This window comes from Paenibacillus periandrae (assembly GCF_022458865.1).
Taxonomy (GTDB): Bacteria; Bacillota; Bacilli; order Paenibacillales; family NBRC-103111; genus Paenibacillus_S; species Paenibacillus_S periandrae.
In genome coordinates this window covers 378,905-392,063 of record NZ_JAJNMU010000004.1, presented here as the reverse complement: position 1 = coordinate 392,063, position 13,159 = coordinate 378,905, and the positions used below count along the sequence as shown (strand labels likewise).

Sequence of the window (13,159 nt, the reverse complement as noted above, 5' to 3'; positions counted from 1 at the left end):
AGGAGGTTAATAAGTATTCAAATGAAATATCATTTGTCTCTAATTTTGCTGATTCTAATTATGGTTCTTCTGGGTGGATGCAATGATAATCCTTTTACAAAATCTAATAGCGGATACAAAGATGCAATCCCTATGACTACAAAAAATGAAGCTGACTCTGCACAAAAGAAACCATCAGACATCAACACAGACATAACTCTGGAAAAAAAGGCTAGTTGGGCTTTAGGAATAAACTATGCATGGTCAAATACAAACGGATTTGGATATGATTTTTCAGACTCAAACTGGACCAAGAATTGGGATAAAATTCAATCAGATATCAATACGATGCAGTCCAAAGGAGTAAAGTCGTTACGTTGGTGGGTTTTTGCTGGACTTGATAAAGCGCCTTTGTGGTCTGGAACAGAAAGAGGCAGTACAGTAACAGGTCTACCTGATCATTGGATAGAGCATATGGTTGCTGCTACCAATTATGCGAACAAACAAGGTATTAAAATCTACTGGTGCCTACTCAGCTATGATCTTGCCTTAAATTATAATTCTCAAACCCATGATGATATCATTGATAATCCTGACGTTCAAACTTCATATATAAATAACGCGTTGATTCCAATTATAGAAGCGTTAAAAGATAATACGGGAGTAATGGGATGGGATATCATCAATGAACCAGAATGGATTATACGTGCCAACGATGGGGGAGATCCTAACCATGATGCACGTAGAGTCTTTACTTTAGACCAGTTAAGAAGTTTCGTTGAGCGTAACGTGAACCAAATCCATTTGCTTGGTGCCAAACAACCCGTTAGTGTAGGTAGTGCATCCGCAAAATGGAGTGGTAAGCAGTATTCCTTTTGGACAGGACTAGGCCTCGATTTTTATGACTTTCATTGGTATGACTGGTACACCCCATATTTTGATCCTTCCACAACGGATGCACAATCATTGGGTTTGGATAAACCCATACTGATAGGTGAGGTGATGTCTGATCCTTCCACGGAGTATAGTGGATCCACCGTACCCAAAAATCATCAATCATTAGCCGAACGCGTACATAGTCATGGTTATGCAGGATATATGCCATGGGCATGGTCAGATAGTCAACACAATGCTAGCCAGACAATTACACCTTATTTTAACAATATTAATACAGAGCATCTCAAAGCTGTACCCATTACTGATTCTAAACATAAGGAATAAACTGAGGAAAAGTAATAAGTTTCGGAATACGAGCAAGGAATGCATAGATTGTTTGGTGGCAATGCCAAGTATTAATGAACCTGCCAAGGTGGCAGGTTCTATTTGTATGTAACAGACCATCAGGGAATAAATTTTTGCAAAAGTTAATTAACAAATAACGTATAAATCTGTTACCATAGAACAACATCCATCCCAGAGCAGGTTGCTTATAGTTAGATAATTTACAGGAGAGTGCGCTATGAATCACAGAAGAAACCCTTCATTTTCCTTATATTCCCAGTTAGGTCTGCGCTCCAAAATATTATTGATCTTCATACTGATTCTGGTTATTCCTCTGAGCTTGCAGGGAATCCTCACCTATTATGAATTTTCAGCTTCTGTCCAAAGAAGGTCCGCTGACTATTCAACACAAATTGTCGGGCAAATTAACCGCAACCTGGACCGGACGCTAATGGAAATGCAGCGACTCTCTCTGATGCCACTATACGATACACAAGTGTTAACGATTTTGCATAAATACAGCCAGGCCGAATATGCCCAAACCCGACCTTCGCTTGCCGAAATGGAAAAAATGTTCCTGTATATCTCGGGCTCAGCCTACAATCGATCCGAAGTGAGAGGCATTCAGATTATTGCCGATAACGGTTTTATATTTACCAATGTAGACTCCGCACTGATGAATTTTTACGTGGATGTGAGGCAGGAGGATTGGTATCGAAGAGCGCAGATAGCGGACGGTGCCTGGGTCATTATCCCCCAGCATCAACCAAGCTATTATACCCAAAACTCCGCGCAAGTGTTTTCCGTAGCCCGTATGATTCGCGAGCCTGATACCAATAATGTAATCGGTATGATCAAAATAGATTTAAAGCTGGATGTATTCAGGCAAATATTGTCCAATGTCAAGTTTGAGGATAAGGGCAGCATACTTGTTGTGAATGACCGTAATGAGTTTTTGTTTGAAGAAAGCAGCCCTACACTAGAACCTCGACTAGCTGCTGCTATCCGATCTACGAAACCATCCAATGAAAATAAGGTCAAGAATCTGGTTCTGGGCGGAAGGCCCTTTATAGCCATTGTTGATTATTCTGATTATTCCGGGCTTAAGGTGATCGACTTTATTCCGGTGGATTCCTTGCTGCTAGAAACCAAAAATTTACGCAACTTCACAATCATCATAGCCGTTATTTTTGTTGTTGCCACAGGTATTCTGGCCTTTATTTTCTCTTATAACCTAAGCAGCCCCTTAATACAGCTTAAACGCAAAATGCAGCTGGTTGAAATGGGCCAGTTTGATCAAAGCGTGCCGGTCGTCACACAGGATGAGATTGGACAGCTGAGCAAGGGCTTTAACCGAATGGCCGAGGAAATCAATCACTTGGTCAAAGAAGTCTATGTGATAGGACTAAGGGAGAAGGAAGCCGAATTAGCGGCGCTGCAGAGCCAGATCAACCCTCACTTTATTTATAACACGCTCGAATCGATCAATATGAAAGCGCTCGAACGGGAAAATTACGAGGTATCCGACATGATCTCCACACTGGGTCAATTGATGCGATATTCGGTTGATCCCTACGACAGGCTGGTGCTGCTAAAGGAAGAACTGGCTTCTGTAGGCTCCTATGCAAAAATCCAGCAGCTGCGCTATGGTAATAGACTGCAATTTATTTTTGATATTGAGCCTGATCTTGAGAACGCACTGGTCCCTAAGCTGTTATTGCAGCCGCTCGTTGAAAATTCCATTTTTCATGGTGTTGGGGACAGGCCTCAAGGCGGCACGATATGGATCTCTGCCGTTCGATTCGCGGATGATTTGCTGCTGACGGTTCGAGATGATGGAATCGGGATGACCGAACAGGAAATCGAACAATTGAGATCGTCTCTAAGATCCTCCTTGCCTGACGATAATGTTCAGAAGCAAGGTGTAGCCTTGCGAAATATATACCAGCGTCTTTTATTAATGTTTGGCGCATCTTATGAGCTTCAGTTTGATGGAAGTCCTGACCAGGGAATCTCTTTTACCATTACGATACCGATAACGGAAAGGACGAAGGAAGATGTATAAAATCATGCTGGTTGAGGATGAAGAAATCATTCGTACAGGTATTAAAAATCTCATAACCAAAGTTTCCAGTAAATTTGAAGTGGTCAAAGAAGCCGCACACGGAAAAGAAGCATTAGCTTATTTGCAAGCTGAAATACCGGATGTGGTCATTACAGATATACGAATGCGCGAAATGGATGGATTATCACTCATTGCCAAAGTGAGAGAGCGCTACGCGCATATGCCGCTATTAATTATAAGTGGCTATAGTGATTTTGAGTACGCGCAGAAGGCGATGCGCTTCGGAGTATCGGAATATTTGCTCAAGCCTATTAATCGGTTGGCATTGGTATCCGCACTTGAACGTATTTATCAAACTCTTGAGCTTCAAGAACACGGCGGGCAGCCGACTCGGACTGTCCTTCACACAGAAGGAGCCCCAGATGAAACCATAATCAAGAATGGTGACGGAAAACGGCTTATTCGCAAAATCAAGGAATATATACAGGGCCATCCGGAAGGCGACTTGCGGCTGCAGGCTCTAGCTGAATACGTCCATTTAAATCCGGCTTATCTCAGTCAATTATTTAAACTGGAAACCGCTATGAACTTATCTGATTACATTATGGAAACCCGAATAGAGAGAGCCAAATATTTACTGATCTCGACCCAATTAAAAATTTACGATGTAGCACGGCTATCGGGATACCAGAGTCCCAAACATTTTATGCTTGTATTCAAGCAGCAGGTTGGCATGTCTCCAGGCGCATATCGAGAGGATCAAGGTTTGTAAAATATATATAAATAACGGACCAAATCTGAATATCGCGTGATTTTTTTGGTGCAGGGCTACCCGTATAATGAGGGCTGTAGAGGTTTACTTATTATTAAGGGGGGAATTGTATGAAGAAAAAGAAATGGTTAAGCGGTCTTCTAGCTGTAGCTATGGTTATGGTGTCAACCGCATGTACGAAGCAGGAAGCAGCCGTATCCGGTGATGCGGCCGGTAATTCAGCGAGCAATAAACCAGTAACATTGAAGTTTTTGACATGGGGGAACCAGGCACATCTGGATATGTATGCCAAGCTGCTGGAAACCTACAAAAAGCAAAATCCCAACATTACAGTAACGCTGGAGTCCATCCCGTTCGCAGATTATCAGCAAAAGGTTTCGGTGCTCGCTGCCGGACGAGAGCTGCCTGACATTGCCTGGGTATCCGAGCGGATGGTACCGCAGTTCATGGCCAATGACATTCTGGCCGATGTGTCAGATATCAAAAATGATGCCGCCTTCAATTTGAACGATTTTATTCCTTCCACCTTGAATTTGTTTACGAAGGAAGGGAAATTGTATGGACTGCCGTTCTCAACACCTCCAAGCGTGATGTTTTATAACCAGGATTTATTTGATAAAGCAGGACTTACGTCTCCTAACGAGCTGGCCAAGCAAGGGAAATGGACGTGGGAGGAGTTTACCAAGTCTGCCAAAGCTCTCACAAGCGGTACGGGAGCCAACAAAGTATACGGCGCTAATTTCTTCCGTGATTGGAAAACATGGATTATGCTAGCTTCCTACGCATGGTCAAACGGCAGTGGCCCGTTCAATAAAGATATGACGAAATTTACATGGTCTGACCAATATGGTGTAGAAACGTTCAAGATGCTTCAAAATATGATGTTTGTGGATCAATCCCATCCTAAAGCAGGAGAACAAATCAATTTTGAAACCGGAAAAATCGGTATGTTCTTCGATGGATACAGCTATATGTCCAAAGCCCGTACGATCAAGGATTTTAAATGGAGTATTGCTCCAATGCCATCAGGTTCCAAAGGCTCGGTTCCTATGATGGGCCAAGCAGGTTACGTTGTGTTTAAAGAAAGCAAGCATCAAAAAGAAGTGAAGGATTTACTGAAGTTTTTTGCCAGTCAGGAAGGCATTCAGACTTCTTCCACGTTCTTCGTGCCGCCACGCAAAACTGTGCTGAACTCGGATTCATTTCTTAAACAGCCTGACAGCCCCGACCCGTCCATCATTAAACAAGTTGTCATTGACGAGATGGAGAAAGCCGTCGTACAGCCAGGACATGTTCAATGGCAAAAAATCGATAATGAGATATTGGGTGGCTTTGATCAGCTCTTTGGTCAAACCGCACAGCCAGAACAAATTGTGAAAACGATGGAAGATAAAATTACTCCGCTGCTCAAAAAATAACAATGATGTAAGCTGCGGTTCATTCCATAATGGGCCGCAGCTCTACAGGATGGGATGTTACTATGAATCGGTTACGCCAAGCGTTGCATGAACCTAAGCTTCAATTATTTGTCAGCCTGCCTTCCAATGATTTGGCATTGGCGCAAGCGGCCATTGAGGAGGGGGCGGATGGACTGAAGGTACATATCAATGTAGATCACCGCGCCAGTGGAAACAGCTTTGGGCCTTTATCGGAGTATGCAGAGACATTCGGTCAAATTCGTTCCTTGCTGAATGGACCTTTAGGCATCGTTCCTGGTGGCTCGCTTGATGCCATTAGTCCGCAGGAAATCGAGCAGCTGATCGCACTCGGCATAGATTTCTTTTCGATTTATGCCTGGCATATGCCAACGTTCTTATTACATTATCCACAATTGGCTCCTACCTTTGCTATTGATCATACATTTGATGCCAGACTGCTGGAAGCAGCCAAAGCTTTTCCGATCCAAGCGCTGGAAGCTTCCGTTATTCCATCGGAGCAATACGGGACACCCCTTAACTTTGCTGATCTGCTTCGATATCGTTGGTTGGTGCAAACAGCTGGTTTACCTGTAATCGTTCCATCTCAGCGCAAATTGGTGCCTGGAGATGTTCCGGCTCTAAAGGATAGCGGAGTTCGAGCCTTGCTGCTTGGCGCTGTCGTCATTGGCAAAAGCGCCGATGAAATAAGACGGGCGATACACGACTTTCGCAATGCGATCGACAGTTAGGAGTGAATACCTATGGAAAGCGCACCTTCAGCAAGAAGGAAAAAAGCAATGAATCCATTGAAGCGTGAAGCGAATATTACAGGATGGATTTTTGTTTCACCTATGGTTTTGGGGTTTGCCGCCATATTGATGGTTCCATTGTTCCAAGCCTTTTACATGAGCCTGACGGATTGGCCCTTACTTGGAGAAGCCAAGTTTATCGGTTTTGATAATTATGTAAACATTTTATCGGATCACGACTTTTGGGTTGTACTCGGCAACACCTTTTATTTTGCAGCCGGGCTGGTGCCGCTCAATATTGCTATTGCTCTACTTTTCGCGGTACTGCTAGCCAAAAGCATGCCAGGCATCAGCTGGTTCCGCACGGCCATATTCGTTCCTGTTATGACCTCGTTAATCGTCTGGTCGATCGTCTGGAAATACATGTTCGCTACAGACTCCGGCTTTATCAATCAGATTTTGCAGCTCATCGGTATTGAGGGTCCTGCTTGGTTGTATAACCCTCAATTGGCGATGCCAGCTGTCATCATTACCAGCGTGCTAAAAAACGTCGGCTTAAACATGGTCCTGTTTATTGCAGCTCTGCAGCAGGTGCCTGTTCATCTGTATGAAGCCGCAAAAATAGATGGTGCCAACCGCTTCACTCAATTTATACGAGTTACGATTCCACTCATAACGCCGACCTTGTTCCTCACCATTATTATGACGGTCATTGGTTCTATGAAGGTGTTTGGCCAGATTTATGTCATGACTCAGGGTGGACCCGGAAGCAGTACCAAGGTGATGGTGTATTATATTTGGGAAAAAGCATTCAAGCTGTTTGAATTCGGTTATGCCTCAGCTTTGGCTTATATTCTTTTCTTTCTGATTATGGCATTCACTTTGATTCAGTGGACGCTTAGGAAGAGGTGGATTTTTCATGAAAACTAGATCTCTAATGGAAACGGCTTCCAGAAGAGTGGGTGTTACTGCTCATTACGCCGTTTTAACGATATTCTCACTTCTGCTGCTGTTTCCTTTTATCTGGATGATCTCGACCTCGTTAAAGGAACCGTCGCAAATTTTCGTTTTTCCTCCGGTATTTTTACCGTCGCCGATCCGCTGGGTAAATTACACGGAAGTTCTTCATCTCATACCGTTTCACCTGTTTTATTTTAACAGCTTGTATATTGCCATCGTGGTTGTCATTGGAACGATTTTCTTTGCTTCTCTGGCCGGTTATGCGATCGGTCGAATTCCGTTCGCTGGAAGAAATCTGATTTTCTTGCTCTTGTTAAGCACTATGATGGTTCCTTCTGAAGTTACAGCTATTCCTTTGTTTCTGTTCATGCGGGATATCGGCTTCATCAATACACATCTTCCTCTAATTATACTGCCGATCTTCGGGGCGGGCGGTGTCTTTGGTGTCTTCGTCATGCGCCAATTTTTCCTTGGAATGCCCAAGGATCTGGAAGAAGCCGCTATGATCGACGGATGCTCACAGTTCCGTATTTATTGGAATATTATGGTCCCCTTAGCCAGGCCGGCCATCGCGACCTTAACTATTTTTACTTTTTTAACGAGCTGGAACGATTTTTTTGAACCGCTCATTTTTATTAATGACCGTAAGCTTATGACGCTGCCGTTGGCGCTATCGCTGTTTACGGATGAAGCTGGCACATCGTGGCATCATTTGATGAGTGCTTCAACTATGGCGACCTTGCCGCTGCTGATCGTATTTTTCTTCGCGCAGAAGCAATTTATTGAAGGCGTAGCGATGACAGGATTAAAGGAATAGGAGTGAGGATAATGACTCGCAAGCTACATGCGGATGTTGTGGTTGTCGGAGGAGGCCCCGCTGGAATTAATGCGGCTATAGCCGCCGGAAGACAAGGAGCCAGCACCATACTGATAGAACGGTATGGCTTCCTTGGAGGGATGTCAACTGCCGCCTCGGTTTACCCTTGGATGACCTTTCATACGGAAAGCGGGCAGCAGGTTATTAAAGGGATCGCTCAGGAAATCATCGACCGGTTGATTGAGCGCGGTGGATCACCTGGACATTTACGCGATACGATCGGCTTTGTCCACACTGTGACTCCCTATCACCCGGAGATTTATAAGCTGCTTGCCATTGATATGCTGAAGGAGGCTGGGGTGAAGCTGCTCCTGCATAGCTTTGTGGATGGCGTCCAAGTGGATAATAATATGATCCAATCTGTTCAGCTTTCAGGGAAATCAGGACCTATTCAGGTTTCTGGTCAGATGTTCGTCGATACCTCCGGGGATGCGGATATGGCTTATTTGTCAGGAGCCCCTACACAAACAGGGCGTGAGGGCGATAAGCGGACCCAGCCGATGACGATGAAATTTCGTATGCGCGGAGTAGATCTCGAAGTCATTCGCCAGGAGATGATCAACAATCCAACTAACTTTTATCATAAAACACCGTTTCATGAGCTGAATGAATTGCCGTTAACGGGCATTCAAGGCTTTTACTCCCAATGGAATGCGGCCAAGCTGCCGATTAATCGGGATCAGGTGCTGCTATTTGCCGGACCGGAGCCTGACGAAATTCTGGTCAACTGCACCCGTGTCCAAGGTCTGGATGGTACGGACATCGAGGACTTGACTTTAGCCGAAGAGGAAGGTCTTCGACAGGTGATGATGATGGCCGAGTTTTTGCAAAAATCGGTTCCCGGATTCTCCCAAGCTTCCATTTCCTCTGTGGCTGCACAGATCGGTGTGCGCGAGACGCGACGGATTGATGGGTTATATCGTCTTAGTATGGATGACGTAGTTACAGGGAGACGCTTCGAGGATGTCATTGCGCGCAGCGGTTATCCGATCGATATCCACGATCCATCCGGCAAAGGCGTTACGGAGGCTTTGGTCCGAGGTGATGGCGCTTATGATATTCCTTATCGCTGCTTGGTGCCACAACAGGTGCATAATCTGCTCGTAGCCGGCCGCTGTCTGTCAACTACCCATGAAGCATTGGCAACAACAAGATTGACTCCGAGCTGCATGGCAACTGGACAAGCTGCAGGGACAGCAGCTGCTTTAGCCAGCGCTGCGGGTACTACGGCTGCTGGGGTTGATGTGACTCAGCTGCAGAAGGTGCTGCTGCACAATCATGCTGTCTTAACCTAGAATCACCAATATAGCAACGATCGTCGAGCCGATTAAAGAAACCGAACCGTCAGGGTAACTTCAAAGTTACCCTGACGGTTTTTTTGGGTTCATTCCTTTTGTTTCACAGAACCCGAACAAGCCTCATATTTTACCGTTCGGATAGCATAGAACAACCAGTGACAATATGTGCAACAAATGACTATCAGACCGTGTTTCCCCCTCTGAAGCAGGGGCTTTGCAAGGTGAGCAAGTAGAGACTATGGACGGCAATTGGGCATCACCATTATGATAAGGCTACGAAACTTGTAATCAGTACATCAGTCATTGAGTGTGTAAACATTACATCAGTCATGAGAAATGAGAGGAAGAAGGCAATATGCAAACGAGTATGGAAGCGCGTATCCCGGCAGCTTCGAAGTCATCCATGCTATGGAAAAAACTGCTGCGAAACCGCTGGCTTTATTTCATGGTCTTACCTGGTCTTCTGTACTTTTTGATTTTTAAGTACTGGCCTATGTACGGAATATTTATTGCATTCAAAGACTATCAGCCTTTTCTTGGCTTTTGGGATAGCCCCTTTGTCGGACTCAAGCACTTTGAGCGTTTTTTTAACGATTCCAACTTTATCGTACTTTTCCGAAATACTCTGATTTTAGCGTTCTATAATATTGTATTTTTCTTCCCGCTTCCCATTATTATTGCGCTCATGTTGAATGAATTGAGACAGGAGTTCCTTAAGCGGACTTTCCAGACCCTGATTTACATTCCGCATTTTATGTCTTGGGTTGTTGTTGTCGGGATAGCTTACATTTTCTTAACTACTGAAAACGGGATTGTTAATGAGCTGCTAGTGCAATTTGGCGGACAAAAAATCAATTTTCTGGTGAGTCCCGATTGGTTCCGAACGTTAGTTACAGCCGAGGTCATCTGGAAAGAAACAGGCTGGGGTACGATAATATTCCTTGCCGCACTGGCCGGAGTGGACCCGCAATTATATGAAGCTGCCCGCATGGACGGAGCAAATCGGTTTCGCCAGCTAGTGCACATCACATTGCCCGCTATCCGTACCACGATTATCATACTGTTAATCCTTCGGCTCGGTCATTTCCTCGATACTGGCTTCGAGCAAATCTTCCTGATGCTGAATGCGATGAATCGCGATATCGGCGAAGTATTTGATACTTATGTGTATGCCGTCGGTATTAGTCAAGGGCAGTACAGCTTCAGTACAGCAGTCGGTTTGTTTAAATCAGTTGTAGGCTTGATTCTTGTAGTAGCTTCCAACTATTTGGCTAAAAAATTCGGAGAAGAAGGCATTTACTAATGAGAGTTACTAGATAGAAAGGAGCGTCTAAACGCCATGCTTCACAGACCAACCTGGGGGAGTCGCATATATGACAGCCTGAACACTACGGTGCTGACCCTTTTTGCCATAATGACCGTTGCCCCTTTCATTTACATAATCGCCGGCTCGTTTGCCACTCAGAAAGAACTGCTGCTGCGAGGGTTCATCCTGTTTCCTACAGAGTTTACGCTGGATGCATACAAATACATTTTTTCTACGCAAACTCTTGTCAGGAGCTTGGGGGTTACCGTTTACATTACGGTTGTAGGCACTTTTATTAATATTTTCTTTACGAGTCTGATGGCTTATCCGCTTGCCCGGAAAGATATGGATTTCCAGAAACCCATCATCCTGCTCGTTCTGTTTACGATGCTGTTTGGCGGTGGGATGATTCCAACGTTTCTGGTTATCAAGCAGCTTGGGATGATCAACTCGTATTGGTCTTTACTGCTTCCTGGCGCGATCAGCGCATTTAACTTAATTATTATGCGTAACTTTTTTCAGCAGCTGCCGGATGGTTTGGAGGAATCAGCGAAAATCGATGGCTGTAACGACGTAGGCATTTTTTTTCGGATCGTATTGCCTCTATCCTTGCCTGCTATCGCGACATTCTCATTATTTTATGCGGTAGGACATTGGAACACGTTTTTCAATGCGGTACTCTATATCAACGACAATACCAAGTGGCCTATTCAAGTGCTGTTAAGACAGATCGTAATCTTATCCTCAGGTGGAGTCGGTGACTCGGCCCAGATGGATGCGACTTATGTCGCTCCCCCGGAGCAATCCGTCAAAATGGCTGTTATTGTGGTATCGACCTTACCGATTCTACTTGTATATCCATTTTTGCAAAAGCACTTTGCCAAGGGAGTTTTACTTGGTTCAGTCAAAGGATAGAAGATATAATTACTGGTTATAAGGATCGTTTTACTGAAACAAAACACTAGGAGGATATTAAAATGAATAGTAGTCACAAGAAGAAACCCAGAATAAAGGCCGCCGTTTTGCTTACGATAGTAGCTTTAGCCGTTACGGCATGCGGCGGGAAGGATCCTCAAGGAGATCCAAAAGCTGCCGGGCAGCAGGGACCGCTTAATCTTACTATGATGTTACCTACCTACAATCCCGAACAAATGCCGACAGACAGCTCGGTCTTGAAGCAGCTTGAAGAAAAGACAAACACCAAAATTACAGTTTCATGGGTGCCTTCGTCATCTTACACGGATAAATTAAGCGCTACGGTTGCATCCGGAGAGCTGCCCAAGACGTTCGTTGCGTTGGAGCCGAAAGCCTCGTTTATTGTAAACGCCGCCCGTTCGGGTATGTTTTGGGAAGTGGGTCCCTATCTGAAAAGCTATCCGAATTTGAGCAAAATGTCCGATATCGTGCTTAAAAACATATCCATAGACGGCAAAATCTATGGCGTTTACCGTGAACGGGATCTCGCTCGTTTCGGTCTGATGATTCGTCAGGATTGGCTCGATAATTTGGGATTAAAGACGCCGAAGAATATGGATGAGTTCTACAATGTGCTGAAAGCCTTTACGACGGGTGATCCGGATAAGAATGGCAAATCAGATACGATCGGGCTTGCCGTTGGGATGCAGGGCAACACCATAGCAGGTTTCAAAGATATTCTTGTTTATATGGGTGGTCCAAATGAATGGGAGTTGAAAGATGGTAAGCTGTCTCCGGCCCATATGACCCCTGCTTACCTGGATACGCTGAATTTTTACAAAAAACTGTATGACGAAAAAATCATCAATCAAGACTTTGCTATCGTGAAAGACGGCAGGCAAGTGATAAATAAGGGTCAAGCAGGTGTTTGGATCGATAATATGTTCGACGGTAAAGGGATCGATGATAATATTAAGAAAATTGAGCCGAAAGCCCAAATTAATCTGATTAATCGCATCTCGGGTCCAAAAGGTGAGCAAACCCGCGCGGGAGCCGGCTATCTGGGAATGTACATGATTCCAAAAACGAGTGTGAAGACAGAAGCGGAATTCAAGCAAATCCTTGAATATTTCGATAAAGTATCGGGTAAAGAAATTCAGAACCTGATGAAATATGGCTTCGAAGGCAAGCAGTACACCGTAGAAAATGGAAATTATAAGCAAAGCACCGATCCCAAATTGAAAACGGAAATTCTGGACGGCAACCAATTTATGGTTATGCAAAATGAAGTTATAAGCTACGGCAATGATCTTGAAAAGCTCAGCTATAAGCTCTTTCAAGACAATGCGACTATTGCCCTTGCGAATCCTGCCGCTCCGTATATCTCCAATACCGAAGTAGAGAAGGGTAAAGAGATTTCCAAAATTATCGATGATGCCGTAGTAAAATACATCATGGGTTCAATAGACGAAGCTGGTTGGAAGCAAGCGCTTGAGAAGTGGCAGCAAAGTGGCGGTAATAAAGTCATTGAAGAAATAAACGCCGAGCATGCGAAACAAGCAAAAAAGTAGGGTTTACCGGGAAGGGTCATAAGACTCT

11 protein-coding genes are annotated in these 13,159 nt (G+C 44.5%); all 11 read left to right on the top strand.

Annotated features, from left to right (window positions below):
- Positions 1–21: 21 nt before the first annotated feature.
- The 11 genes from LRL21_RS08835 (at position 22) to LRL21_RS08785 (ending at position 13,131) form a co-directional block, all read left to right on the top strand.
- Entirely contained in the window at positions 22–1,200 is a 1,179-nt protein-coding gene (locus LRL21_RS08835; protein ID WP_240415407.1) for a glycoside hydrolase 5 family protein, read from the top strand.
- A 238-nt stretch (positions 1,201–1,438) separates the two neighbouring features.
- The gene (locus LRL21_RS08830) at positions 1,439–3,265 is read left to right on the top strand and encodes a sensor histidine kinase (RefSeq protein WP_240415406.1); all 1,827 of its coding nucleotides are present in this window, start codon (positions 1,439–1,441) and stop codon (positions 3,263–3,265) included.
- Positions 3,258–4,037, top strand: coding sequence for a response regulator transcription factor (locus LRL21_RS08825; RefSeq protein ID WP_240415405.1), 780 nt, complete (start codon positions 3,258–3,260; stop codon positions 4,035–4,037). The genes LRL21_RS08830 and LRL21_RS08825 overlap by 8 nt, the downstream gene beginning before the upstream one ends.
- Positions 4,038–4,147: 110 nt before the next feature.
- On the top strand, positions 4,148–5,455 hold the full coding sequence (locus LRL21_RS08820; RefSeq protein ID WP_240415404.1) for an ABC transporter substrate-binding protein: 1,308 nt from the start codon (positions 4,148–4,150) through the stop codon (positions 5,453–5,455).
- A gap of 62 nt (positions 5,456–5,517) precedes the next feature.
- Complete coding sequence (locus tag LRL21_RS08815; RefSeq protein WP_240415403.1) at positions 5,518–6,204, top strand: hypothetical protein; 687 nt, start codon at positions 5,518–5,520, stop codon at positions 6,202–6,204.
- 12 nt (positions 6,205–6,216) lie between these two features.
- The gene (locus tag LRL21_RS08810; protein WP_240415402.1) at positions 6,217–7,134 is read left to right on the top strand and encodes a carbohydrate ABC transporter permease; all 918 of its coding nucleotides are present in this window, start codon (positions 6,217–6,219) and stop codon (positions 7,132–7,134) included.
- Positions 7,135–7,141: 7 nt separating this feature from the next.
- On the top strand, positions 7,142–7,981 hold the full coding sequence (locus LRL21_RS08805; RefSeq protein WP_240415453.1) for a carbohydrate ABC transporter permease: 840 nt from the start codon (positions 7,142–7,144) through the stop codon (positions 7,979–7,981).
- Between the two features lie 11 nt (positions 7,982–7,992).
- Positions 7,993–9,336 carry an FAD-dependent oxidoreductase gene (locus LRL21_RS08800; protein ID WP_240415401.1) on the top strand — a complete coding sequence of 448 codons (1,344 nt, stop codon included), beginning with the start codon at positions 7,993–7,995 and terminating at the stop codon, positions 9,334–9,336.
- Positions 9,337–9,694: 358 nt separating this feature from the next.
- Positions 9,695–10,642, top strand: coding sequence for an ABC transporter permease (locus LRL21_RS08795; protein ID WP_240415400.1), 948 nt, complete (start codon positions 9,695–9,697; stop codon positions 10,640–10,642).
- A 36-nt stretch (positions 10,643–10,678) separates the two neighbouring features.
- Positions 10,679–11,560, top strand: coding sequence for a carbohydrate ABC transporter permease (locus LRL21_RS08790; protein WP_240415399.1), 882 nt, complete (start codon positions 10,679–10,681; stop codon positions 11,558–11,560).
- A gap of 62 nt (positions 11,561–11,622) precedes the next feature.
- The gene (locus tag LRL21_RS08785) at positions 11,623–13,131 is read left to right on the top strand and encodes an extracellular solute-binding protein (RefSeq protein WP_240415398.1); all 1,509 of its coding nucleotides are present in this window, start codon (positions 11,623–11,625) and stop codon (positions 13,129–13,131) included.
- Positions 13,132–13,159 lie beyond the last annotated feature (28 nt).